The 23,587-nt window shown below is 70.9% G+C and carries 21 protein-coding genes; 13 read left to right on the forward strand and 8 right to left on the reverse strand.

The genetic code is table 11. The annotated features are described in order from the left end of the window. Window positions 1-217: 217 nt before the first annotated feature. The 6 genes from ACFV9D_RS11465 to ACFV9D_RS11490 all read left to right on the forward strand — a co-directional run bounded on the left by ACFV9D_RS11465 (window position 218) and on the right by ACFV9D_RS11490 (window position 6,469). Window positions 218-1,747 carry a sugar ABC transporter ATP-binding protein gene (locus ACFV9D_RS11465; protein WP_385144151.1) on the forward strand — a complete coding sequence of 510 codons (1,530 nt, stop codon included), beginning with the start codon at window positions 218-220 and terminating at the stop codon, window positions 1,745-1,747. Further along, a complete protein-coding gene (locus ACFV9D_RS11470) occupies window positions 1,744-2,799 on the forward strand; it encodes an ABC transporter permease (protein ID WP_385144153.1) in 1,056 nt (351 codons plus the stop codon). The genes ACFV9D_RS11465 and ACFV9D_RS11470 overlap by 4 nt, the downstream gene beginning before the upstream one ends. Continuing rightward, complete coding sequence (locus ACFV9D_RS11475; protein ID WP_385144154.1) at window positions 2,792-3,823, forward strand: ABC transporter permease; 1,032 nt, start codon at window positions 2,792-2,794, stop codon at window positions 3,821-3,823. Before ACFV9D_RS11470 ends, ACFV9D_RS11475 begins: the two co-directional genes overlap by 8 nt. 22 nt (window positions 3,824-3,845) lie before the next feature. Further along, window positions 3,846-4,931 carry a rhamnose ABC transporter substrate-binding protein gene (rhaS, locus tag ACFV9D_RS11480; RefSeq protein ID WP_385144156.1) on the forward strand — a complete coding sequence of 362 codons (1,086 nt, stop codon included), beginning with the start codon at window positions 3,846-3,848 and terminating at the stop codon, window positions 4,929-4,931. 103 nt (window positions 4,932-5,034) lie between these two features. Next, window positions 5,035-5,355, forward strand: a complete 321-nt coding sequence (locus tag ACFV9D_RS11485; RefSeq protein ID WP_385144158.1) for an L-rhamnose mutarotase — start codon at window positions 5,035-5,037, stop codon at window positions 5,353-5,355. A gap of 85 nt (window positions 5,356-5,440) precedes the next feature. Then, window positions 5,441-6,469 (forward strand): LacI family DNA-binding transcriptional regulator, encoded by a 1,029-nt coding sequence (locus tag ACFV9D_RS11490; RefSeq protein ID WP_385144160.1) that lies wholly within the window; start codon window positions 5,441-5,443, stop codon window positions 6,467-6,469. 57 nt (window positions 6,470-6,526) lie between these two features. On the opposite strand, the gene ACFV9D_RS11495 is transcribed toward ACFV9D_RS11490, so the two are convergent. Further along, window positions 6,527-7,216 (reverse strand): DUF4232 domain-containing protein, encoded by a 690-nt coding sequence (locus ACFV9D_RS11495; RefSeq protein ID WP_385144162.1) that lies wholly within the window; start codon window positions 7,214-7,216, stop codon window positions 6,527-6,529. Between the two features lie 272 nt (window positions 7,217-7,488). Here ACFV9D_RS11495 and ACFV9D_RS11500 point away from each other — a divergent pair, with 272 nt between their 5' ends. Both ACFV9D_RS11500 and ACFV9D_RS11505 read left to right on the forward strand, forming a co-directional pair. After that, window positions 7,489-8,163, forward strand: coding sequence for a beta-glucanase (locus ACFV9D_RS11500; RefSeq protein WP_385144166.1), 675 nt, complete (start codon window positions 7,489-7,491; stop codon window positions 8,161-8,163). A 104-nt stretch (window positions 8,164-8,267) separates the two neighbouring features. Then, window positions 8,268-9,446 (forward strand): FAD-dependent oxidoreductase, encoded by a 1,179-nt coding sequence (locus tag ACFV9D_RS11505; RefSeq protein WP_385144168.1) that lies wholly within the window; start codon window positions 8,268-8,270, stop codon window positions 9,444-9,446. A 13-nt stretch (window positions 9,447-9,459) separates the two neighbouring features. On the opposite strand, the gene ACFV9D_RS11510 is transcribed toward ACFV9D_RS11505, so the two are convergent. Next, on the reverse strand, window positions 9,460-9,876 hold the full coding sequence (locus tag ACFV9D_RS11510) for a VOC family protein (protein ID WP_385144170.1): 417 nt from the start codon (window positions 9,874-9,876) through the stop codon (window positions 9,460-9,462). A 165-nt stretch (window positions 9,877-10,041) separates the two neighbouring features. Between ACFV9D_RS11510 and ACFV9D_RS11515 the strand changes: the two genes are divergently transcribed. The 5 genes from ACFV9D_RS11515 to ACFV9D_RS11535 all read left to right on the forward strand — a co-directional run bounded on the left by ACFV9D_RS11515 (window position 10,042) and on the right by ACFV9D_RS11535 (window position 15,347). Beyond that, on the forward strand, window positions 10,042-10,953 hold the full coding sequence (locus ACFV9D_RS11515) for a metal ABC transporter solute-binding protein, Zn/Mn family (RefSeq protein ID WP_385144345.1): 912 nt from the start codon (window positions 10,042-10,044) through the stop codon (window positions 10,951-10,953). Continuing rightward, on the forward strand, window positions 10,953-11,828 hold the full coding sequence (locus ACFV9D_RS11520; RefSeq protein ID WP_385144172.1) for a metal ABC transporter ATP-binding protein: 876 nt from the start codon (window positions 10,953-10,955) through the stop codon (window positions 11,826-11,828). The genes ACFV9D_RS11515 and ACFV9D_RS11520 overlap by 1 nt, the downstream gene beginning before the upstream one ends. Next, window positions 11,825-12,748: a metal ABC transporter permease gene (locus ACFV9D_RS11525; RefSeq protein WP_385144174.1), complete on the forward strand. Its 924-nt coding sequence runs from the start codon at window positions 11,825-11,827 to the stop codon at window positions 12,746-12,748. Before ACFV9D_RS11520 ends, ACFV9D_RS11525 begins: the two co-directional genes overlap by 4 nt. Before the next feature lie 113 nt (window positions 12,749-12,861). After that, complete coding sequence (locus ACFV9D_RS11530; protein ID WP_385144176.1) at window positions 12,862-13,158, forward strand: DUF1490 family protein; 297 nt, start codon at window positions 12,862-12,864, stop codon at window positions 13,156-13,158. A 2-nt stretch (window positions 13,159-13,160) separates the two neighbouring features. Beyond that, window positions 13,161-15,347, forward strand: a complete 2,187-nt coding sequence (locus ACFV9D_RS11535) for a heavy metal translocating P-type ATPase (RefSeq protein ID WP_385144178.1) — start codon at window positions 13,161-13,163, stop codon at window positions 15,345-15,347. A gap of 85 nt (window positions 15,348-15,432) precedes the next feature. Here ACFV9D_RS11535 and ACFV9D_RS11540 read toward each other — a convergent pair whose 3' ends face one another. From ACFV9D_RS11540 to ACFV9D_RS11565, 6 genes are all read right to left on the reverse strand, one after another. Continuing rightward, a complete protein-coding gene (locus tag ACFV9D_RS11540; RefSeq protein ID WP_385144180.1) occupies window positions 15,433-16,833 on the reverse strand; it encodes an MFS transporter in 1,401 nt (466 codons plus the stop codon). Window positions 16,834-17,000: 167 nt separating this feature from the next. Beyond that, entirely contained in the window at window positions 17,001-19,256 is a 2,256-nt protein-coding gene (locus ACFV9D_RS11545; protein ID WP_385144182.1) for a SpoIIE family protein phosphatase, read from the reverse strand. 143 nt (window positions 19,257-19,399) lie between these two features. Then, window positions 19,400-20,164, reverse strand: a complete 765-nt coding sequence (locus ACFV9D_RS11550) for a YqjF family protein (protein WP_385144184.1) — start codon at window positions 20,162-20,164, stop codon at window positions 19,400-19,402. 155 nt (window positions 20,165-20,319) lie between these two features. Beyond that, window positions 20,320-20,676, reverse strand: a complete 357-nt coding sequence (locus ACFV9D_RS11555; protein WP_385144186.1) for a hypothetical protein — start codon at window positions 20,674-20,676, stop codon at window positions 20,320-20,322. Window positions 20,677-20,798: 122 nt separating this feature from the next. Then, the gene (locus ACFV9D_RS11560) at window positions 20,799-21,716 is read right to left on the reverse strand and encodes a S1 family peptidase (protein ID WP_385144188.1); all 918 of its coding nucleotides are present in this window, start codon (window positions 21,714-21,716) and stop codon (window positions 20,799-20,801) included. Between the two features lie 664 nt (window positions 21,717-22,380). Next, on the reverse strand, window positions 22,381-23,565 hold the full coding sequence (locus ACFV9D_RS11565; RefSeq protein ID WP_385144189.1) for a serine hydrolase domain-containing protein: 1,185 nt from the start codon (window positions 23,563-23,565) through the stop codon (window positions 22,381-22,383). Between the last annotated feature and the right edge of the window lie 22 nt (window positions 23,566-23,587).

Here is a 23,587-nt window from a genome sequence, read left to right on the forward strand (position 1 = left end):
TTCACAGGAGTTGAACCGAGCGGGCGGTCGCCAGGGGGCGGTGGGGGCGCGGAAGAGACCTCTTGACCGACGAGGCGGGCGGGGCTAACTTCCGGGCAACCCGAATGAAACATTTCACATCGAGGGGATCCGGCGGCACCACCTGCCGCGCCCCGCCGACACACCACCCCGACACATCACCCCTGGCAGACCCCTGGCACACCCATGGAGACACGCAATGACGCAACCTGAACCGGAGACGACTCCGGTGCTCGCGCTGGAGGGGGTGAGCAAGTCCTTCGGTGCCGTCCGGGCCCTGCGCGGCGTCTCGCTGCGGCTGTACGCCGGCGAGGCCCATGCCCTCGCGGGTGAGAACGGCGCGGGCAAGTCGACCCTGATCAAGACGCTCGCCGGCGTGCACCGTCCGGACACGGGCACGGTCCTGCTCGACGGCAAGCCGGTCGACTTCCACAGCCCGGCCGACTCCCGTGACGCGGGAGTCGCCGTGATCTACCAGGAGCCGACCCTCTTCCCCGACCTGTCGGTGGCGGAGAACATCTTCGTGGGACGACAGCCGCGCCGCTCGCTCGGCCGGGTGGACCACCGCGCGGTCCGCCGCGCCGCTGCCGAACTCTTCACCCGTCTCGGTGTCGACCTCGATCCCGACCAGCCCGCCCGCGGCCTGTCCATAGCCGACCAGCAACTGGTCGAGATCGCCAAGGCCCTGTCGTTGGACGCCCGTGTCCTGATCATGGACGAGCCGACCGCGGCGCTCACCGGCAGCGAGGTCGCCCGCCTCTTCGGCGTCGTGAAGACGCTGCGCGAGCAGGGAGCGGCGGTGCTGTTCATCTCGCACCGCCTCGAGGAGATCTTCGACCTGTGCCAGCGCGTCACCACCCTCCGCGACGGCGCCTTCGTCGCCGGCGAGCCCGTCGACGGCCTGAGCGAGGACGACCTCGTGCGCCGCATGGTGGGCCGCGATCTCGACGAGCTGTACCCCAAGCAGGAGACCGAGATCGGCGAAGTGGCCCTCGCCTTGCGCCGGCTCACCCGAGAAGGGGTCTTCACAGACGTCTCCTTCGAGGTCCGCCGCGGAGAGATCGTCGGACTCGCGGGTCTGGTCGGAGCCGGTCGCAGCGAAGTGGCGCGGGCCGTGTTCGGCGTCGACCGCTTCGACGGCGGCGAGGTCGAGGTGCTCGGCAGGAAGCTCAAGTCGGGCGCGCCGAGCCTGGCCATGGCGGCCGGTCTCGCCCTCGTACCCGAGGACCGGCGCGCCCAGGGCCTGGTGATGGACATGTCCATCGAGCGGAACATCGGGCTCACCGGTTTCGCCGACACCACCCGCGCCGGGGTGATGAACCGCCGGGCCGAGCGCAGCCGGGCGGTGGACTGGGCGGTGAAGCTCCAGGTCAAGTACGCCCGCCTCGCCGATGTCGTCGGCACGCTCTCCGGCGGCAACCAGCAGAAGGTCGTACTCGCCAAGTGGCTGGCCACCGCCCCGCAGGTACTGATCGTGGACGAACCGACCCGGGGCATCGACGTCGGCACCAAGGCCGAGGTGCACCGCCTGCTCTCCTCGCTCGCCGCCGAAGGCGTGGCGGTACTGATGATCTCCTCCGACCTGCCCGAGATCCTCGGCATGGCCGACCGGGTCCTGGTCATGCACGAGGGGCGGCTGACCGCCGAGATCCCGCGGGCCGAGGCCACCGAGGAGAGCGTGATGGCCGCGGCGACGGGGCGTGCCGACCGAGGAAGGGACGCGGCATGACCATCACCGCCGGACCGGTGCGGCCGGAGACCGCACCCACGCCCACCGCCTCGCGGCGCCTCGTCGACAAGGTGTTCAAGGCCCGCGAACTGGCCGTGGTCGCCGTCCTCGTGCTGATGCTCGGTGCGACCCAGTTGTCCAACACCGAGTTCCTGTCCGAGCAGGGCATCAAGGACCTGATGCTCAATGCGACCATTCTGGTCCTGGTCGCCGTGGGCCAGGCCGTCGTCGTCATCACCCGGAACGTCGACCTGTCGGTCGGCTCCGTGCTCGGCATCTCGGCGTTCGCCGCCGGCATCCACCTCCAGGACGGGGGCAACCCGCTCGTCGCGGTCCTTCTCGCGACCGCGCTCGGCGCCGTGTTCGGCGTCCTCAACGGAGCGCTCGTCAGCCTCGGCAAGGTGCCCGCCCTCGTCGTGACCCTGGGCACCCTCTACATCGTCCGCGGCATCGACTCCATCTGGGTCGGCTCCCGGCAGATCACCGCCGACGCGCTCCCGTCGAGCTTCGTCGACTTCGGCCACGACGGGATCGGAGTGGTGCCCCATCTCGCCCTGCTCGCTCTCGCCGTTCTGGTGGCCGTCGCCTTCTACCTGCGCAGCTACCACGGCGGACGCGACATGTACGCGCTCGGATCGAGCCCGGAGGCCGCACGGCTCGCCGGCATCCCGGTCCGCGCGCGGATCATGACCGCGTACGTGCTCTGCGGCGCGCTCGCCGGCCTCGCGGGCGCCCTCTACCTCGCCCGCTTCGGCAACGTCGACTCCGCCACCGGCAACGGATTCGAGCTCACCGTCGTCAGCGCTGTCGTCGTCGGCGGTGTCGCCTTCACCGGCGGCTCCGGCACCGTCTACGGCGCCGCGCTCGGCGCCCTGCTGCTGACCTCCATCAACAGCGTGCTCCCGGCCCTCGGAGTGAACTCGGTCTGGGTCACCGCGATCAACGGCTTCCTGCTGCTGCTCGCCATCGCCGTCGACCGGATCCTGGCCCTGCGGGTGGCCGCAGCCCTGCGCAAGAAGGCCGCACAGATGAGGAGTGCCCGCCATGCCTGACATCTCCAAGGCCCCCGCCCTCGCCCGTCTTCAGGGCGCGGTGCGTTGGGACAGCGCGGTCGGCGCCCTCCTGCTGACGCTGCTGATCTGCTCGTTCTCCTTCGTCGACAACTTCGGCAACGCGCTGAACCTGTCGTTCCTGATCGGCAACACCCTGCCGATCGCCCTGATCGCCCTACCGATGACCATGCTCGTGGTCGCGGGCGAGGTCGACCTCTCCGTCGGCTCCACGGCGGGACTCTCCGGGGCCGTGATGGGCGCGCTGTGGAACGCCGGCATGAGCATCGAGGCGATCATCCCGCTGTGCCTGCTGCTCGGCCTCGTCTGCGGCCTGGTCAACGGAGTGCTCGTCACCCGGCTCGGCCTGCCGTCCCTCGCGGTCACCATCGGCACCATGGCCGCCTACCGCGGCATCGCGCAGATCGTGCTCGGCTCCGACTCCGTCACCGACTTCCCCGCCCAGTACCTCGACTTCGGCGCGGGCCGAATCGGCGACACCTCCATCCCGTACGCCGCCGTTCCCTTCACCGTCCTGCTCGCCGTCGCTGTCGTGGTGCTGCACGCCACCCCCGTCGGACGCTCCCTGTTCGCGACCGGCGCGAGCGAGGAGGCAGCCCGGTTCGCGGGCATCCGCGTCAAGCGGCTCAAGCTGTCGATGTTCGTCACCACCGGCCTCGTCTCCGCGCTCACCGGTGTCTTCTGGGCCCTGCACTACGCCAGCGCCCGCTACGACAATGCCACCGGCCTCGAACTCTCCGTCATCGCCGCGGTGTTGCTCGGCGGTATCGACTTCGACGGCGGCAAGGGCACCCTCGGCGGCGCCATCGCGGGCGTGTTCCTGCTCGGCACCCTGCAGAACGTCATGAGCCTCGTGAACGTCTCCGCCCAGTCGCAGATCGTCGTCACCGGGGTCCTCCTGGTCCTCTCCGTCCTCGCGCCCCGCGTCGGTCGGCAGATCGCCCAGGCCCGGGCTCGCAGGAGAACCGCGGCCGCATCCCCCGTATCGCCTTCCCCCACCGCGTAGTTCCACAGAGAAAGGCACCTCCATGCACGGCACCACCGCCAGGAACCGCCGCCTCACCGCCGCGCTCGCCGTCACCGCCGCCCTCGCCCTCGGCGTCACGGCCTGCTCCGGTACGACGAAGGACTCGGCGAACAAGGAGGCCGGCCCGGCCGTCACCGGCAAGGCCGACCCGAACGCGGCCACCAAGAAGGGCCTCACCGTCGCCTTCCTGCCCAAGCAGGTCAACAACCCGTACTTCACCACCTCCGACAACGGTGGCAGGAAGGCCCTGGAGCAGCTCGGTTCCGCGTACAAGGAGGTCGGCACCAGCAGTGGCACCGACACCGCCGGCCAGGTCTCCTACGTCAACACCCTCACCCAGCAACAGGTCGACGGCATCGCGGTCTCCGCGCAGGACCCGGGCGCTCTGTGCACGGCCCTCAAGCAGGCCATGAAGAACGGTGTCAGCGTCGTCACCTACGACTCCGACACCCGGGCCGACTGCCGCCAGGTCTTCGTCTCCCAGGCGAGCGCCGAGGACCTCGGCCGCACCCAGGCCCAGCTGCTGTCGAAGCAGATCGGCGGCAAGGGCGAGATCGCGATCCTCTCGGCGGCGCAGACGGCCACCAACCAGAACACCTGGATCGACTTCATGAAGAAGGAGCTGGAGAAGCCCGAGTACAAGGACATCAAGCTGGTCAAGACCGTCTACGGAGACGACGACGCCCAGAAGTCCTTCCAGCAGACCCAGGGCCTGCTCCAGGAGTACCCGAACCTCAAGGGGATCATCTCGCCCACCACGGTCGGCATCAAGGCGGCCGCCCAGTACCTGTCCGGCTCCACGTACAAGGGCAAGGTCAAGCTGACCGGCCTCGGCACCCCCAACGACATGCGCGCCTACGTCAAGGACGGCACCGTCGAGGGCTTCGAGCTGTGGGACCCGGCCAAGCTCGGCGCGCTCGCCGCCCACACGGCCGTCGCGCTCGAGTCCGGCCGGATCACCGGTGCGAAGGACGAGACGTTCACGGCCGGCGACCTGGGCACCTTCACCATCGGAGACAACGGCGTGGTCTCGCTCGGCAAGCCCACCGTCTTCGACAAGACCAACATCGACCGGTTCGACTTCTGATCCGTCAGGGACGTGGGGCCGCCACGGAGAGGTGCGGCCCCTCTCCCGAACCCACCGCACCCCACACCCCGCCCCATCCCATGTCACGAGCGAGGAGACCCCCGTGGAGCGCGTCTGCTTCCTTCTGAAGGTCCGGGCCGAGAAGGTCGCGGAGTACCGAGTCCGTCATGAGCACGTCTGGGAGGAGATGCTGTCCGCGCTCTCGGCAACAGGCTGGCACAACTACTCTCTGTTCCTCCGGGAGGACGGTCTGCTCGTCGGATATCTGGAGACCCCGGACTTCGACAGGGCCCGTTCCGCCATGGACGCCACGGAGGTGAACGCGCGCTGGCAGGCGGAGATGGCCGAGTTCTTCGAAGAGCTGGACGGACAGGCCCCGGACGCCGCGATGCGGCCGCTCACGGAGGTCTTCCACCTCGCATGACGCGGAATACCTCCTGCGTAGGATGGCATTCCCAGGCGGGACGTCGCTCGGACGAGCAGGCAGCGGGACAGATCAGGTGGGACGGATGACGGGCACCGCACGGACAGTCGGCATCAAGGACGTGGCACGCGAAGCCGGCGTCTCCGTGGGCACGGTCTCGAACGTGATCAACCAGCCGGAGCGTGTGTCGCCGGGGACCAGGCAGCACGTGCAAGGCGTGATCGCTCGCCTGGGTTACGTCCGCAGCGATTCCGCCCGGCAGCTCCGGGCGGGTCGGAGCCGCATCATGGCGCTGCTCGTCCTGGACATGGGCAACCCGTTCTTCGTCGACATCGCACACGGGGCCGAGCGCACAGCCCGGGCCGCCGGCCTCGGCGTCATGGTGTGCAACAGCGCACAGAACGCGCGGGACGAGGCCGACTATCTCTCCCTCTTCGCCGAGCAGCGCGTGCGCGGTGTGCTGATCACCCCCGCCGACCCCAGTGGCGCCAACCTGCGGGAGTTCCGCCGTCACGGCATCCCGTTCGTGCTCGTGGACCGGGTGGCCACCGATCTGGACGGCTGTTCGGTCTCGGTCGACGACGTCGCCGGCGGCTCCATGGCGATCCGTCACCTGACCATGGCCGGGCACCGGTCGATCGCCTTCGTCAGCGGCCCTCCGCATCTCCAGCAGATACGGGACCGGCGAGAGGGCGCCCTGCTCGCCCTCGCCGAGGCCGGCCTGCCCGCCGAGGCGCTCAGGGAGATCCCCGCCGAACGCCTCGACGTCGCCGCCGGACGCGACGCGGGCGCCCGACTCCTCGGCCTGGCCGAGCGGCCCACCGCCGTGTTCTGCGCCAATGACCTTCTGGCCCTCGGCGTCCTCCAGTCCATGTACGCGGCGGGCGTCCGGGTCCCCGAGGACATGGCGATCGTCGGCTACGACGACATCGAGTTCGCGGCGGCGGCCACGGTCCCCCTCACCTCGGTACGCCAGCCCGCCCGCACCATCGGCACCCTCGCGGCGGACCTCCTGCTCCAGGAGACCGGCGACGAGGCCGACGAGCACGAGCACGAACACGTCATCCTCCAGCCGGAGCTGGTGGTACGTCAGTCCAGTCTGGCGCAGAGATAGGGCGGGGTTCAGGCACGCTGGCTCGGTTCCGGTGAGGATGTCCGCGATCGGCGGCCGTTACTTCGACATGATGAAGTCCAGGGCCACGCCCTCGGCGGTCGTCCAGTAGGTGACGAGTTGACCGTCGTCTGCGTACAAGGTGTCGACCGGCATGGGGACGTCCATCGGCTTGCTCGCCTCGCTGCCGAGCTTCTTGCCCTGGAGGGTGAGGGAGATGCTCTTCGCCTCGTACTCGTCCCTGGCGCCACCGCTGACGAGCAGAGCGGCGTGGGCCTCCTCACCCGGAGCGATGGTGACGGGCGTCCCCGGGTCCATGTTGCTGTCCTCGATCACGGGGACCGTGGTCTGCGCATCGGCACCGAGCTGTACGTGGGGGTAGTGGTAGAGGTTGCACTTCTTGTCGCCGGAGTTCTGGACGGTGATGAGGAGGTGCCGTGCCTCCTTGCTGTCCGCAGGCTCCTTCACGGCGGAGACCGCGAGGTCCTCTTTGGTGCAGGCGGCGATGGTGCCGCCGCCGTTCCCGCCGGAGTCGCCCGAAGGGCTGCCCGGCTTCGGTGAAGCCTTCTTGCCCGGCTTCGCCGAACTCGTCGCGCTCGGCTGGTCCGAGGCCTTGGCGTCGTCCGAACCGCCGGCCGTTCCCGACTCGCACGCCGTCGCCGAGAGCAGCGCGGCGACCACCGCAGCCCCGATGGCGTAGGGCTTCCAGCCTCTCTGGCTCTTGCGGGATTTGCAGGCAGGAGTGCTCATGTCGTTTCCCCCGTGGTTGGCCGCAAGCGGCCGGTCTCGATTCTCGCTTGCATGCAGAGCTTGACCAGAAGTCGTCCCTGACACGCGTGTCTCGTGGATCTGTTACCGACGAGGTACAGGGAGGGGACGGTTCCGGCAGAAGGCCCGCCCATGCCGGGGATGTGCCGACGTGACGACTTCACGACAGTGAGTGATGAGTTCCGGATATCGGCGGAGCACGTGGGCAGATTGTGGAGGACACACCACGCAGTCGCACACCAGGGGAGCAGTCCATGTCGACATCGCCTCCGGCCGCCCAGCTGGTCTTCACCGCCGACTTCGCCTCTCTGGAGCAGTGGACCGCGGGCCGGTCATGGGCCTATCCCGATGGCGGACCGGTCAACCCGCGGGACAACAAGCTGGACCACCTGGTGGCAGACCCCGCCTACAGTCGATCGGGCGAATTCCGGGCGACCCGGCGCCGCGACGGCCTCTGGGACGCGGGGCTCCTGACGACGGAGGGCAGCCCCGAGGGTTTCGAGGTCCGTGCCGGTGATGTCCTGGAGGCGCGCGTACGGCTCCCGGAGGGGACCGGCGCCTGGCCGGCGATCTGGACCTGGCGGGACGGCGGCCAGGAGATCGACGTCTTCGAGTACCACCCCGACAACCCGGATCTGTTGGAGCTGTCCAACCGCGTCCGGGGCGGTTACCTCTACCACCGTGACCCCGGCATCCGGCCCGGCGGCTGGGTGCGGTTGCGGACCGAGTTCGGCGCCGACTCGGTGGTGTGGTGGGTCGACGACGTCGAGGTGTTCTCGGACGGGCGGGGCGTCGGACGGTCCTGGCACGCCTACCTGATCGTCAATCTCTCCGTCTGCGCCGGCCGCTACCACCCTGCGCCGGATGCTGAAGCGACGGAACTGTCCTACGAGGTACGGGACTTGCGCGTCTTTCGACCGCCGTCGTGAGAACGAAGCACCCAAGGGGCGCTTCCTCGGGGCGAGTTCAGTGTGGTCGCGGTGCGCAGCGCTTGGTGGGCCGCGGCCAGCCGGCCCCGGATAGAGTGCCGGGCATGGGGGTCGACACGGACGTGGCGGTGGTGGGGGCAGGGCCGGTCGGTCTGAGCGCCGCCCTGCTACTCGCCAGGGCGGGACTCGGCGTGGTCGTGCTCGAGCGCCGTCCCGGCCCGGTCACGGAGTCCCGCGCCACGGATCTGCACGCCAGGACCCTGGAGGCCCTGACCCCGAGCGGCCTCGCCGATGCGCTTCACCCGCTGGGCCGCCGCGTGGACACGGTGGAGATGTGGGCTCAGGGGCGCAGGCTCGGTGGCTTCGACCTGGCACGGCTGGCATCCCCGTACCCGTACATCCTGACCGTCCCGCAATGCGCCACCGAAGGCCTGCTCGCCGCGGAGGCCGAGCGTGTGGGTGTGCGTGTGCACCGCTCGGTGGCCGTCCGGTCCATCGACGAGGACGTCGACGGCGTCACCGTGCGGTCGGACGCCCTCGATCCGCTGCGCGCCCGCTGGGTGATAGCGGCCGACGGCGCGTCGAGCACGCTGCGTGCCCTGGCCGGTACGGCGTTTCGCGGCCGGACCTACGCCGGTCTGTGGCAACTCGCCGACCTGCGGGTCGAGGACCCCTCCCTGGACCCGACGCGCGTGCACATGGTCGGCGGGCCGCGCGGCCTTCTCGTGGTGCTCCCGATGCATCTCGACGGCTGGGCCAGGGTGGTGCTGCACCTTCCGCACGGCCTCGCGCCGAGCGGTGCGGACGGCGCCGACGGTCCGGCGGCGCTCGCCGCCGAGGCGGCGGCCCGGGGGTGGACGGCGGCCGTCCGCGAATGCCGCTGGACCAGTACCTTCCGCACCCAGCGGCGCCTCGCCGCACACCACGCGCATCGGCGCGTGCTGCTGATCGGCGACGCCGCGCACGTGTGCAGCCCGATCGGCGGGCAAGGGCTCAACCTCGGCCTGCGGGACGCCGTCTCCCTCGCCGCCGTACTGCCCGACGCGACCGCCCGCGGCGGCCGCGCGGCCGACGTGCTCGCGGCCTGGCACCGCGGCCGTCGCGCCGACGCCCTGCGCGTGCTCGCCCGCACCGATCTCGCCACCCGCGCGTGGACGCTGCGCTCGACGCCCGTCCGCGCCGTACGGGACACGGCCCTGCGCGGCGTCCTCGCCAACCGGGCGGGGCGCCGCCTGCTCGCCGAGGCCGTCGCCGGACCGCGCCCGGCTCGATCCCGCTCCTGAACCGGAGAACGACTCAGGCCGGCCGCTGGTTGATGTTGACCATCCAGGTGATGCCGAACCGGTCCGTACACATGCCGAACACGTCGCCCCACATCTGCTTCTCCAGGGGGACCGATACCGTGCCACTACCGGAAAGCTTGTCCCAGTAGCCGCGCAGTTCGTCGGCGTCCTCGCCGCTCACGCTCACCGACATGTTGTTCCCGGGCTTGTGCTCCATGCCGGGCGGCGTGTCCGCCCCCATGAGAGCGAACCCGCTGTCGGTCACGAGCATGCTGTGCATGATCTTGTCGGCGGCCTCCCCGGCCTCCTTCTGGCCGAAGTCACCGTAGGTGTTCACGGTCAGGTTGCCGCCGAAGACCTCCCGGTAGAACTCCATGGCTTGCCTGGCGTCACCGGCGAAGGAGATGTAGGGGTTGAGCAGAGAGGGCACGAAATTATCCTTTCGTGATGGAATGTCAGCTTTCGCAGATTAAGTGATGCGCGGCCGACGATCGCCGCGACGCCCCGCCGAGTAGAGGGCGCGAAGCGATGGGGGGACAATCTAAGTGATAACCGTTTCGACTTCGCTTCGGCTGGGAGAGCGGGTATGGCGGGTATGCAGACGTCCGCGTGCCGTCCGGGCCTCCTCACCGGTATCGCGCTGGTCCTGATCCTGGGCTGTGGAAGCCCCGCGGGAGCCGGACCTTCCGACAGCGCACCGATCCCCGTGGTGGCCTCCACCAACGTCTACGGCGACGTCGTCGAGCGGATCGGGGCCGACAAGGTCGACGTCGTCTCGATCATCACGGACCCGGCCCAGGACCCCCACTCGTACGAAGCCAGTACGCGCAACCAGCTGGAACTCTCCGAAGCGGAGGTCGTCGTCCAGAACGGCGGAGGCTACGACGACTTCGTCGGCCGCATGCTGCGCAGCGCGGAGAACTCCTCGGCCGACGTCATCGACGTCGTGGAGGTCTCCGGCAAGTCTCCCGACGCGGCCGGGGAGTTCAACGAACACCTCTGGTACGACTTCCCGACGATGGCCAAGCTGGCCGACCGGGTCGCGGCGGCACTGGCCGAGGCCGCACCCGCCGACGCGGCGGTCTTCCGCGACAACGCCACGTCCTTCAAGGACGAACTGACGTCCCTCACGTCCGAGACGGAGCGGATCAAGGCGGATCACGCGGGAGCCGCGGTCGCGGTCACCGAGCCCGTCCCGCTGTATCTGATCGAGGCGAGCGGGCTGCGGAACCTCACGCCCCCGGACTTCAGCGAAGCCGTCGAGGAGGGCGACGAGGTCTCACCGAGCAGTCTGCAGGCGACGATCGCGCTGTTCACCGACGCCCGGGTCGAGGCGCTGGTCTACAACGAGCAGACCACCGGCCCCCAGACGGACAAGGTGAAGAAGGCAGCCGAGGACAACGGCGTCCCCGTGGTCCCCGTGACCGAGACTCTCCCGCAAGGCGAGGACTACATCGGCTGGATGACGGCCAATGTCGACGGACTCGAGAGCGCCCTGGACCGGTGATGGACCGTACCGAGGCCGTCGCGCCCCTCGCCCGCCCGGACGACCGGGAGACCACCCCCGCAGCTCCGGTGATCCGCATGCGCGGAGCCGCGCTGGCCTACGGCGACCGGGTGCTGTGGCGCGGTCTCGACCTCGATGTGTGGCCCGGGGAGTTCCTCGCGGTCCTGGGTCCCAACGGCTCGGGCAAGACGAGCCTGCTGCGCGTGATGCTGGGCCGACAGCAGCTGACAGCGGGGTCGCTGACCGTCCTCGGCCGGGCTCCACGGCGCGGTGGCAGACACATCGGCTACGTCCCCCAGCAGAAGTCCCTGCCCGCGCACACGATGCTGCGCGCCCGTGACCTGGTACGGCTCGGCATGGAAGGCCACCGATGGGGCTTGTCCCTGCTGCCCGGCGTCACCCGACGCCGGGTGGACGAACTCCTGGAGTCCGTCGGAGCGATGGCGTACGCACGGGTTCCGGTGGGGAGCCTCTCCGGCGGTGAACAGCAGCGGGTGCGCGTGGCCCAGGCCCTCGCCACCGACCCGCGGATCCTGCTCTGCGACGAGCCCCTGCTCTCCCTCGACCTGCAGCACCAGCGCACGGTCACCCGGCTCGTGGACCGGCGGCGCCGGGACGCCGCGACCGCCGTCGTCTTCGTCACGCACGAGATCAACCCCGTCCTCGGCCTGGTCGACCGGGTCCTGTACCTGGCCCAGGGCGGTTTCCGGATCGGGCGTCCCGACGAGGTGCTGACCACCTCCACCCTCTCGCAGCTGTACGGGACGCAGGTCGACGTCGTCCGGGTCGGCGGCCGGATCATCGTCGCGGGGGCACCCGACGCCGCCACCGCGCAGCACCATCCCGACGGGCCGAACGGAGGCGGAGGGTCGTGACCGGGCTGTTCACCGGTGATCGACCACTCGCCGGCGAAGACGACGGCGTCTGGCGCCAGATCTTCAATTTCGAGAACTACGGCGACCTGCTCGCTCTCGTCGACAACTCGTTGCTGGCCGGCGCCCTGCTGGGCCTGGTCGGCGGCCTGGTCGGGGTGTTCGTGATCATGCGCGATCTGCCGTTCGCCGTCCATGGAATCAGCGAGCTGTCGTTCGCCGGCGCCTCGGCGGCGCTGTTCCTGGGCGTCAACATCGTCGCCGGGTCCATCGTGGGATCCCTGCTCGCGGCCGGGGTGATCGGCGTGCTGGGCGTCAAGGCCCGCGACCGCAACTCGATCATCGGCATCATCATGCCCTTCGGCCTGGGACTCGGCGTGCTCTTCCTCGCCCTCTACAAGGGGCGGGCGGCCAACAAGTTCGGGATTCTCACCGGGCAGATCATCGCCGTCGACACCCCGCAGATGGCATGGCTCGTCGGCACGTCCGTCGTGGTGCTCATCGCCCTCGCGGTCGTCTGGAGGCCGCTGACCTTCGCCGGCGCGGACCCGGAGGTGGCCGAGGCAAGGGGTCTGCCCGTCCGGGGGCTCTCCCTGACCTTCATGCTGGTGCTCGGTCTCGCGGTGGCCCTCTGCGTCCAGATCGTCGGAGCTCTGCTGGTCCTCTCGCTCCTGGTCACACCCGCGGCCGCCGCCGCGCGCATCACGGCGTCCCCCGTGCTGCTGCCCGTACTGAGCGTCGCCTTCGCGCTGGTCTCCATGGAGGGCGGCATCCTGCTCGCCCTCGGCAGCACCATCCCCATCAGCCCGTACGTCACCACCCTGTCGTTCCTGATCTACCTCGGCTGCCGCCTGGTCGGCTCCCGGCGCGCCGTGCGAGCGGTTCGGATCGCGGTCCCGGACAGGCCGGCCGCGCCCGTGTGAGCGGGATCGACGGCCCGCTCGACCCCGGTGACCTCCCGGGTTCACACTGGAAGGGAGGTCCGTTGCGAATGGAGAGCCGTCGCGCCGATCCGGCGCAGACGGAAGGAGCACGTATGCATCCCCTCGCCATCGCCGGTGCCGCAGCCGGCAAGCTGACCCACTACGCGGTGTCCGGAGTGGTGGGCGGCCTGATCATCAAGAACCTCCCCGCCGCCAAGCCCGCCGCCCGCAAGGCGCTCGTCGGCGGCCTCGCGGGCGGGATCGTCGCGAGCCGCTGGCTGGCCTCGGCCGCCGAGGAGGCCCGGCTGAAGGCCGGCGACATGCTGGCCGAGGCTCGCACCACGCTCGGCGAAGAAGTGCCGCCGCCCTCCGCGGTCGACGTGAACCACGATCACGGACACGAGCACTGATCATGTCGACCGTGCTCGTCCGCTCCGTGGCCGCGGGGCGGGCCCGACTGTCCGTGCCCTGGCTGAAAGCCCGGCCCGGCTGCGCCGGCCTCGTCGACGACCGCCTGACCGGAGTGAGCGGCTTCCGCGCGCTGAGGATCTTCCCGCGTACGGGCAGTGTCGTGATCTGGGTGGAGCCGGACGAGTTGAACGTCGAACAACTCGTCGATGCCCTCGAAGAGGCCCCGCCGGCCACAGTCGTCGCCGTCAAGCCCTCCCGGTCCTTGCCGGACACCTCCACCGGAGAGGTGGCCCGCCTGGTGGTCGGCGGGGCCGTGCTGGCCTTCGTGGCCCTCAGGCGCCTGCTGGGCAGGCCCAGGATCACCCTCGGCTCCTCGGGACTGCTCGGCGTGGTGACGGTCTTCACCGGTCTGCCGTTCTTCCGCGGCGCCCTGCGGACGCTGCGCGGCCGCGGCAGTCCGGGCACGGACACCCTGGTCACGGCGGCTACGGTCATCTCCCTCGTGCTCCGGGAGAACGTGGTCGCCCTGACCGTCCTCTGGCTCCTCAACATCGGCGAGTTCCTTCAGACCCTCACCCTGCGCCGCACCCGGCGCGCCATCGAGGAACTGCTCACCATCGGCGACGAGCGCGTCTGGCTCGTACGCGAGGGCGTCGAGGTGGAGGTCGATCTGGAGACCGTGGAGCCCGGCGACGTCGTCGCCGTGTACGAACACCACCGCATCCCGGTCGACGGACACGTGCTCTTCGGCGAGGCCCTCGTCGACCAGGCGGCCGTCACCGGCGAGGCCCTGCCCGTCTACGCGCGCGACGGCTCCCACGTCTACGCCGGCACGATCGTCACCTCCGGCTCGCTCACCGTCCGCGCGGACTCGGTCGGCCGTGACACCACCGTGGGCCGGATCATCAGCCGCGTGGAGGAGGCGCAGTCGGACCGCGCCCCGATCCAGACCGTCGCCACCCGCTTCACCCAGCGCTTCGTCCCCGTCTCCTTCGCCCTGGCGGCGCTGACGTACGGCATCACCCGCGACGCGCGGCGCGCGATGACGATGCTGCTCATCGCCTGCCCGTGCGCGGCGGGTCTCGCCACCCCGACCGCCATCAGCGCCGCCATCGGCAACGGCGCCCGCCGCGGCACCCTCATCAAGGGCGGCACCCACCTGGAAGGCATCGGCCGGGTCACCGCCGTGGTCTTCGACAAGACCGGCACCCTCACCTTCGGCCGCCCGCTCGTCACCAGCGTGGTCACCCTCAGCGAGAACGTCACGGCCGACGAGGTGCTCAGCCTCGCCGCATCCGGTGAACTCCACGCCCGTCATCCCCTGGCCCAGGCCATCGTCGCCCGCACCGAGGAACAACACCTCCACGTGCCGATCCACCAGGCGTGCGAGGTCGTGCTCGGCATGGGGATGCGCGCCGAACTGGACGGCACCCGCCTGCTGGTCGGCAGCCCGGCGCTGTTGCGCCAGCACGGCGTGGAGCTGACCGAGGGCGCCCAGGACTGGACGGACCGGCTGCGCGGCAGTGGCGAGACCGTCATCTGCCTGGCGCACGACGAGGACCTGATCGGCATGCTCGGTGTCTCCGACGCCGTACGGGCCGGGGCCGAGACCGTCATCCAGCAGCTGCGCGACCTCGGGGTCTCCCGGCTGATCCTGCTCACCGGCGACGCGCCCGAGACCGCCCAGGTCGTCGCCGACACCCTCGGCATCACCGAAGTGCACGCGCACGCCCTGCCGGAGGCGAAGCTCCAGCTGATCCGCGATCTCCAGGCCGAGGGCCACACGGTGGCGATGGTCGGCGACGGCACCAACGACGCCCCCGCCCTCGCCCTCGCCGACGTCGGCATCACCATGGGCGAACACTCCTCCCATGTGGCCCTGGAGACCGCCGACATCGCCCTGGCCGGCAACGACCTCCGCCAGGTCGCCGCCGTCGTGGAACTGAGCCGGCACACCCTGCGCGTCGTACGGCAGAACTACGGGCTCGCGATCGGCGTCAACCTGGTCGGTCTGGTCGCGGGAGCGGGCGGTTCGATGAACCCGGTGCTCGCGGCCCTGCTGCACAACACCAGCAGCATCGCGGTGGTCGGCAACTCGGCTCGCCTGGTCAACCACACCCCGCACCTGCCACGCGTCGGCCACGGCGTCCTGGCACGGGCACCGCTGGAGGAGCGCCGGGTCAAGTGACAGCGGCCCGACGCCGGGCGGCGGTTCGGCCGCGCGCAATCCACGGCGGAGTGAGCCCTGGCCGAGGCGGGCCCGGAAGACACCCCTAGCGAGTCCCGGCGGGTCGGGGTCCCGCGACGCGTGCCACGACGAAGAGGAAGAGTCCGCAGGTCGACACGAGCAGCCATCCCGGATGGGTCGCCGCGACGAGGCCGGCGGGGTCGGCGCCCGTGACCAAGCCGCCGGCGACGGCGATGCCGACCGCCGCACCCACCTGGCGCGCGGTGGAGGTGATCGCCCCCGCCACTCCGGCCCGGGACGGCGGCAGACCGCTGACCGCGGTGTTGGTCAGGGGGGCGTTGGCGAAGCCGAACCCGATGCCGATCAGCAGGAAGGCGAGGAGGATCAGCGACACGCTCGTGTCCTGGTCCAGGTTCACCAGGCACAGACCACCGGCCGCGGTGAACCCGCCCGCGAGGATCAGCGGACGCCGCGGTCCGAGACGACCCACCAGCGCGCCGGACCAGGGCGCGCACAGAGTGGCCCCGAGCGCCATGGGCAGGGTCGCGGCGCCGGTCGCGAGCGGTGTCCAGCCACGGGTGTGCTGGAGGTAGAGGGTGGTGAGCAGCAGGGTCACGTTCAGCGCGACGAACACCGCCGTCGCGCCGAGCACCGCTGTGAGGAACGGCGGCCGGCGGAAGAGGCCGAGGTCCATCAGGGGTTCACCGCGGCGCAGCTCGACCAGGACGAAGCCGGCCGTGGCCGCCGCGGTCAGGGCGTAACCGGTCAGGGCCGCGGGCGACGTCCAGCCGATGCGGGGCCCTTCGATGAGGATGCCGATGGAGAGACAGAGGACCACGGTGAGGAGCACCTGGCCGGGCAGGTCGAGGCGACGGGTGCGCTCTCCGCGGGACTCCGGCACGAACATGGCGATCAGGACGAGAGCGGCGACGATCACCGGCGCGTTGATCCAGAACACCGAGCGCCAGCCGAACGCGGCGATGAGCGCCCCGCCGGTGACCGGGCCCGCCGCCATGCTGAGTCCGAAGACCGAGGCCCACACCCCGATGGCCCGGGCCCGTTCCCGGGGGTCGGGCATCGCGTTCACCACGATCGCCAGGGCCACCGGACTCAGCATCGAGGCCCCGATCCCCTGGACGGCCCGGGCGGCGACGAGCACGCCGAGGGACGGGGCGAGGGCGCACGCGAGGGAGGCCAGGCCGAAGACGATCAGTCCGCACCGGAATACCCGGCGGCGCCCGAAGCGGTCCGCGAGGGCGCCGGAGACGATGAGCAGGCTGGCCATGACCACGGTGTAGGCGTCGACGACCCACTCGAGACCGCGCGTACCCACATCGAGGCCTCGCCCGATCTCGGGCAGCCCCACGTTGACGATGGTGGTGTCGACACCGACCAGGAACATGCTGAGCGCGCAGACCGCCAGCACCGTCCAGCGCCGGCGCGCGCTCAGCGGGGAGGGTGGAGCGGCAAGAGATGTCGTGAGCACGGGAGTTCCCCCTTCGACGAGACAGGTACGCCGCCCAGACTCGGTCGGAGGGAGCGCCGAGGACCAGGAACTTTGCCAGGACCGCAAAAGGGGGTTCGGTCCCACGGGGACCAGGGCGTCATCCGTAGCCGGAGGTCAGCCCCACCTGGAGCTTCCACGTGGCGAAGCTATGCCGGGTGGGGGAGTTCCTGTTCCGTCCAGATGGTCTTGCTGTTCTCGCTGAAGCGGACGCCCCAGCTCTGCGCGAGTTCGGCGCAGATGAACAGTCCGCGGCCTCCTTCGTCACTGGTCTGGGCGTGGCGAAGGTGGGGTGAGACGGGGCTGGAGTCGCTGACCTCGAAGGTGAGCGTGCGGCCGCTGTTGATCAGGCGGAGCGTGATGGGTGGGGTGCCGTAGCGGACGGCATTGGTGGCCAGCTCGCTGACGATGAGTTCGGTGGTGAGCGAGAGCTCGTCGAGGTGCCATGCGGCCAGTTGACGCCGGGTGCGGGCGCGGGCGGTGGCGACGGCCGCGGGGTCCTGGGCGAGGTCCCAGGTGGCGACCAGGTCGGGGGCGAGGGTGTGGGTTCGCGCGAGGAGGAGGACCGCGTCGGTACCGGGGGCGGGCGCCGGGACGGTGCGTACGGCTTCGTCGCGCAGGTCGGCGAGAGAGGATCCGCTCTCGGCGAGGATCTGTCGCAGACGGTCCTGGCCGGCCTTCCTCTCGCCCTCGCCCGCGGCGGGAAGGAACGCCTCGGTGTACAGCGCGAGGACGCTTCCTTCGGGCAGGTCGAGACGTGTGCTCGCGAACGGTGTTCCTTCGGCGCCGCCCAGCGGGGGAGCGACGACAAGGTCAGCTGTTGCGGTGGTTCCGTCGGGATACGCGATCACGGGTTGCGGGCCACCGGCTCCGGCGATCACGCACCTCAGGCTCAGCGGGTCGTAGACCCCGAAGAGGCAGTCGGCTGTCAGAGTCTGGCTCCGCAGGGGGTCGCCGACGGGCAGGTCGGCGCGTTCAGCGGCGAGTCGGGCCACCGTGTCGTCGAGCCGGGCGAGGAGCTCGTCGGGTTCCAGGTCGAGCGAGGCCAGGGTGCGGATGGACGTGCGCAGTTGCCCCATCGCCATGGCGGCATTGATGCCGGTACCGGAGACGCGGCCGACGGTGAGGGCGACGCGAGCTCCGGAGAGCGGGAAGACGTCGAACCAGCCGCCGCCGGCTTCATCCGACTGGGAGAAGTGAGCGCTCTCCACGGCAACCTGCGGCTCCGGACGCTGGGGCAGGAGACGGCGTTGCAGGGTCAGGGCGATGGTGTGCTCGCGCGTGTAGCGGCGTGCGTTGTCGATGTGCAGCGAGGTGCTCGCGGCGACGTCCAGGGCGAGGTCGAGGTCCTCGTCCACGAACAGGTCGCGGTCGGGGGAACGGTAGAGGCTCAGCGTCCCCAGGACGCCGTCCCGGAGGGTGAGCGGGGTGACGATGGCGGAATGCTGGGGGTCGTCGTCCGGGTGGTACGTGACCAGATGGGGCCGCAGGTCGGTCAGTGACTGCAGCCACACCGCCGGAAAGCGGAACGGGCCCGTACCGGCGCCCAGGGAGTCCTGCCGACGGTCCGTCGAGGCGAAGGACATCCGACGTAGCGGTACGTCGGGTCCGACCGGCGCCGACGGGGGCTCCTCACCGCGGACCACCGGGTCCAGCAGATCGACCTCGGCGGCGTCGGCGAAGGCGGGTACGAGGACGTCGACGAGCTCGGCGCAGGTGGCGTCCAGCTCCAGCGTGTGCCCCACGCGGTCCCGTACGTCGTTGAGGACCCGCGCGCGGGCGAGGGCTCGCTCGCGCACGGTGACGTCGACGGTCGCCGTGGAGAGGCCGAGTACCCGCCCGTCGGCGTCCTGGAGCCGGAACACGGAGACGGAGTAGACGTGCTCGTGACCCGGGTCGTTGGGCGGGCGGACGCGTACGAACCTGTCCAGCGCGGGTTCGCCGGTGGCGAGCACCTCCCGGACCATCGCCACGGCCTCGTCGGGGTCGGACAGCCGGAACGTCTCGCTGAGGCGTCGTCCGAGCGTGTGCGTGTGGTCGAACCCGCTCATCCCCGACGCCGCGGTGTTCACCCTCAGGACGCGCAGCTGGGGATCCAGTACCTGCATCCCGATCGGCGACTGCGTGAACAGCGCCTTCAGCAGGGCCTGCTCGCGCGCGTCCGTGCTCTGCTCCGACCGGAGCAGGTGCACGCTCCAGCCCGAGCCGCCGTCGCTCAAGGTCACCGGCCGCACGACGAGTTCCGGGACCGCCGCCGGGCTGACGGACTGGCCGGCCAACAGCTCCACGACGGGGCGGCCGAGGGCTTCGGACGAGCCACGGTCGAACAGGGACCCGGCCTCCTGGCTCCACCCGACCACGACACCCGCTGCGTCGATCACGAGCAGCGCGTCGTCCGGGGCCATGGGCAGATCGCCTCCATGCGTCACTCGCCGACAGCGGGCGGATGCGCCCGGCGGCCCGGGCGCCTTCGTCCGGACAGGTCCCTTCCAGGGTGCCTTCCCCGGGAAGGCGCCGCACATCGGCGAGACGAGGCGAGGGGCGGTGTCTACTCCGGGCGGCGGGGAGCGGGGATGACCGCCGGGCGGGACGGGCGGCCGAGGCTCACCGGGACGCCGGGCGAGTAAAGGACGCTGACCGGGCCGTCGACAGGCTCGGGGAGGCCTGCCGCCGCCAGCAGGTTCTCCTCGCACGCCATCAGCTCGGCGCGGTACAGCGGCCAGCGAGGGTGGTGGTTCGGCAGGTACGCCGTTCCGCCGAAGAACGCGTTGTGCATACCCCACCGGGCGGTCAGGAAGTGCTCGAGGTCCGTGGGCTCCTCGATGCGTTCGCCCGTCCTCAGCGTGATCCGGCTGTACGCGCCGCGCGGACCCGGCCAGCGGCGGGAGCTGCTGTAGGCGACGGTGTCGCCGGCGGTGCGGACGCTCATCCGGGACCACAGGTACGGCAGCCGGAAGCCGAGACGTCCCGTCATCACCGGCAGCAGCCGCGCGGCGTCCATCGAACGGAAGACGACACCGCGCCGCCCCTCCGCGTCGACCGAGTACAGCCGCACGTTGGTCTCGGGGAACGAGCCGAGGTACGGCACTCCGGGCAGCCGCAGCCACCCGACCCGATGCATCCGGAAGGCGATGAGCCCCACGTAGGTGACCCCGTCGTGCGTGTCGGGCACGGTCCCGCTCGGCAGGAGTCCCGCCACGACGTCCGGGTCGACGGCCCAGTGGAGGAAAGCGAGGTCGAGCCACTGCTGGGTGAGCAGCGGGTCGGGTATGTCGACGGGGGCGTCGGGGGTGACGGAGCTCGGCGTCTGCACGCGGCAAGAATGCCAGTGGGGCCCGTCCGGGGACTCGGGGGGTCCGGCACACCGTCCTGCGGTCCGGCACACCGTCCTGCGGTACGGCACACCGACCGGCGGTACGGCACACCGACCTGCGGTACGGCGCTCCGCAGCGTGGCCACGGCCCCGAGTCAGATGCCGCCCCGGTACCCGGGGTCCGGTTCCTGCCGCGGGGTCCACCACTCGGTGATGCCCCACACCCCGAGCCCGAGCGTGGCCACGGCCGCGAGTGCCGCGACCCAGGGGCGCTGGCCCCAACGCGCGGCCAGTCCCCAGGCCGAGAGCGGAATCACCGTGCAGCCGAGCAGGATGAGCGGCAGATCGACGAAGATCACGCTCAGATCGCGGGCATGACCTTCGAAGCCGCCGTCGATGCTGAACGCGGCCCGCGGTGTCCACACGACCATCGCGGTCGTCGCGCCGAGGCCGGCGATGAGGCATCCGGCGGTGCTTCTGAGCTCCGGGGTCAGACCTGTGGTTCGTGGCATTGTCCACCTCCCATGCCCGCCACAGACGCGGAGACACGGTGCGCGGTTCCACGCATGAGGCCGGCGGCCCCCTTGGGGGCCGCCGGCCCGTGGGGCGGGTTGGCGGGGTGGTGCGTTCGGGGTTAGAAGACGCTCACGCCGTACGCGCTGAGGGCCTCCGTCACCGGCTGGAAGAACGTGGTGCCGCCGCTGGAGCAGTTGCCGCTGCCGCCGGAGGTGAGGCCGAGCGCGGTGGTGCCGGAGAACAGTGCGCCGCCGCTGTCACCCGGTTCGGCGCAGACGTTGGTCTGGATCAGACCGTAGACGATGTCGCCGCCGCCGTAGTTGACGGTGGCGTTGAGGCCGGTGACCGTGCCGCCGTGCAGGCCGGTCGTGCTGCCGCTGCGCTGCACCGACTGACCCACGGAGGCGTTGCCCGCGCCGGTGATGTCGCGGTAGCTGCCGTTGTAGAGGTAGACCCGGCCGTCCGCCGCCGAGGCGTTGGAGTGGCGGATGATGCCGTAGTCGTTGGTCGGGAAGCTGGAACCGGTCCGGGTGCCGAGCACCGTCGTGTTGGCCGAGTTGGTGTACCAGGTGCTGCCGATGTTGGTGCAGTGGCCGGCCGTCAGGGCGTAGTAGGTCGAGCCGCTGCGGACGTTGAAGCCGAGCGAGCAGCGCCCGCCGCCCGCGTAGATGGCCTGGCCGCCGGCGATGAGCTTGTTGAACGTGCCGGGAGTCCGCTTGATCTCCAGGCTGGCGGCGCGGTCGCCTGCCGCCTTCTTGATCTTGGCGATCTCCGCGGCCGAGACCGTGGAGTCGGCGGTGAGGACGATCTTCCCGGTGGCCTGGTCGGTGTACCACGCGGTGCCCGGCACGTCGGCTCCGCGCACGGCCTCGTCGGTGACGGCGAGTTGGGCGGCGGTGGCCCGGCCGTCCACGGTCGTCGCCGCGGACGAGGCGGGGGTGGCAAGCGCTGAGGCGGCGAGCAGCGCGGAGGCCACGGCGATCAGCCGTGCGCCCTTGGCGACGCCGCCGAGGGGGGACAGACGCTTGAGGTTCACTACTTCCTCCGGTGGGGGGAGTGGGGGACTCGCTGGGTGGGCGGGCCCATGAAGCCGAACCGGCAGGTCCGGGGCGGCGGGTACTCCGCCATGGACCTGTCAAGCTCGACAGGGGAATCCTCGAATCCGGGCGACCCTGACGGCAAGAACGCCTTTCGGCCGATCTACGCGCGTTCACGTGGTCCGAGGTCCGGCGGGCGCCGCGTGCATCCGGCTCGCTTGCCGTGGTGTGCGTGCGTGGGAGGGGTGCTGCAAACGCTTTCCGGTCTTTGCTGACGTTCTTTCAGGGAGACGTCAGGTGGGTGGGAGGGAGCCGGGGCGGTGGAGTGAGGAAGTGGAAGAAGGCGTACCGTTTCTCCAGTTCAACGACGGCGGCGTCCTCGCCCCGCACCCGGAGCGCCGGCCTCGGCGGCGACCCGGCGGATGGAGCCCTTCGCCACCGGTCGGAGGAGTAGCGAGCGCACAGATTCGGCCGCGGCCTCGGGTCGGACGGGCGGTGCGAGTGGCCCGCGTACGCGGCGGAGGGGAGGCCGTCCACGGGCCAGTGGTAGAGGTGTGGACGGCCCCAATGCCGTAATCGTTCCCTCTGCTCCCGGCCGATCGGGTGTCCGGTTCCCGTCGTCGCCGGCGGCCGCCGTGCGGTGCCGACTCCGTGCGCCGGGCGTCAGAGCGCCGCGTACACCGCGTCGATGAGAGCCATCTTGCGCGGGTCGTCCGCGATGTTCGGGCCCATACGGTTCATCACGTAGCCCAGTGAGACCCCCGATTCCGGGTCCGCGAGTCCGCAGGAGCCCCCGAATCCGTCGTGGCCGAAGGCGCGCGGGTTGGGGCCGTAGGAGGCGTTGGGGCCGCTGAGCCAGAGGCCGAGGGCGCACTCCGTGTCGTGGGCGAAGCCCGCGCCCAGCACCAGGTCCCGGCAGGACCCCTGTCCCTCGCGGGCTCGCTCGGCGGCCGGTTCGGAGAGGATCCGGCGCTCGCCGTACCGGCCGCGCCCCGCGAAGACGCCGTACAGCTGGGCGACCGCGCGGGCCGTACCGTGGCCGTTGGCGGCCGGCAGTTCGGCGGCGCGCCACTCGGGACTGTTGGCCTGGGTGGCACCCACGAGCGGGTTGGCGAGGGCGGCCTGTGCGGCCGGCTCCAACTGGGCGAAGAGGGCGGCCTGTTCGCTCGCGGACGCGGCCGGGGGGTGTACGAGCTCGGCCGCGCGGGCGGTTTCCTTCTCCGGCAGGCCGATGGTGAAGTCGATGCCGAGCGGTCCGGTGATCTCCTCGTGGAGGAAGGCGCTGGTCGGTTGTCCGGTGACGCGCCGGATCACCTCGCCGACCAGGAAGCCGTACGTCATCGCGTGGTAGCCGGAGCGGGTGCCGGGCTCCCACCACGGCTCCATGGCGGCGAGCCGGGCGGTCGTCACCTCCCAGTCGTAGAACTCCGCGAGCGTGAGCGGCTCTCGCAGGCCGGCCAGCCCCGCGCGGTGGGAGAGGAGATGGCGTACGGGGAGCGTCTCCTTGCCCGCCGTGCCGAACTCCGGCCAGTACGAGGCGACCGGTGCGTCCAGGTCGAGCACTCCGCGGTCCGCCAACAGATGGGCGCAGAGTGCGGTCACGCCCTTGGTCGTGGACCAGACGTTGACCACGGTGTCGCGTTCCCAGCGGCGCGCGCGAGCGGCGTCCGCCCAGCCGCCCCACAGGTCGACCACGGTCTCGCCGTGGACCTGGACCGTCACCGCGGCGCCGAGCTCGTCCCTCGTACGGAAGTTGGCTTCGAAGGCATCCCGTACGGCGGCGAAGCGACGGTCGCAGTGTCCTTCGACGGCGGGGGCCGGTGAACGGGCCGGGTCGGGCTCGGGCATGACGTCCTCCAGGGGCGCTCGG

The sequence above is a fragment of the Streptomyces sp. NPDC059875 genome, from assembly GCF_042731085.1.
Lineage (GTDB): Bacteria > Actinomycetota > Actinomycetes > Streptomycetales > Streptomycetaceae > Streptomyces.

Excerpts from the sequence above, each read along its gene's own strand:
- ACFV9D_RS11495 (WP_385144162.1), bottom strand. The coding sequence starts at position 7,216 with ATGAGCACTCCTGCCTGCAAATCCCGCAAGAGCCAGAGAGGCTGGAAG.
- ACFV9D_RS11555 (WP_385144186.1), bottom strand. The coding sequence starts at position 20,676 with ATGCCACGAACCACAGGTCTGACCCCGGAGCTCAGAAGCACCGCCGGA.
- ACFV9D_RS11500 (WP_385144166.1), top strand. The coding sequence starts at position 7,489 with ATGTCGACATCGCCTCCGGCCGCCCAGCTGGTCTTCACCGCCGACTTC.
- ACFV9D_RS11515 (WP_385144345.1), top strand. The coding sequence starts at position 10,042 with ATGCAGACGTCCGCGTGCCGTCCGGGCCTCCTCACCGGTATCGCGCTG.
- ACFV9D_RS11545 (WP_385144182.1), bottom strand. The coding sequence starts at position 19,256 with ATGGCCCCGGACGACGCGCTGCTCGTGATCGACGCAGCGGGTGTCGTG.
- ACFV9D_RS11470 (WP_385144153.1), top strand. The coding sequence starts at position 1,744 with ATGACCATCACCGCCGGACCGGTGCGGCCGGAGACCGCACCCACGCCC.
- ACFV9D_RS11530 (WP_385144176.1), top strand. The coding sequence starts at position 12,862 with ATGCATCCCCTCGCCATCGCCGGTGCCGCAGCCGGCAAGCTGACCCAC.
- ACFV9D_RS11565 (WP_385144189.1), bottom strand. The coding sequence starts at position 23,565 with ATGCCCGAGCCCGACCCGGCCCGTTCACCGGCCCCCGCCGTCGAAGGA.
- ACFV9D_RS11465 (WP_385144151.1), top strand. The coding sequence starts at position 218 with ATGACGCAACCTGAACCGGAGACGACTCCGGTGCTCGCGCTGGAGGGG.
- ACFV9D_RS11520 (WP_385144172.1), top strand. The coding sequence starts at position 10,953 with ATGGACCGTACCGAGGCCGTCGCGCCCCTCGCCCGCCCGGACGACCGG.
- ACFV9D_RS11475 (WP_385144154.1), top strand. The coding sequence starts at position 2,792 with ATGCCTGACATCTCCAAGGCCCCCGCCCTCGCCCGTCTTCAGGGCGCG.
- ACFV9D_RS11535 (WP_385144178.1), top strand. The coding sequence starts at position 13,161 with ATGTCGACCGTGCTCGTCCGCTCCGTGGCCGCGGGGCGGGCCCGACTG.
- rhaS (WP_385144156.1), top strand. The coding sequence starts at position 3,846 with ATGCACGGCACCACCGCCAGGAACCGCCGCCTCACCGCCGCGCTCGCC.
- ACFV9D_RS11505 (WP_385144168.1), top strand. The coding sequence starts at position 8,268 with ATGGGGGTCGACACGGACGTGGCGGTGGTGGGGGCAGGGCCGGTCGGT.
- ACFV9D_RS11490 (WP_385144160.1), top strand. The coding sequence starts at position 5,441 with ATGACGGGCACCGCACGGACAGTCGGCATCAAGGACGTGGCACGCGAA.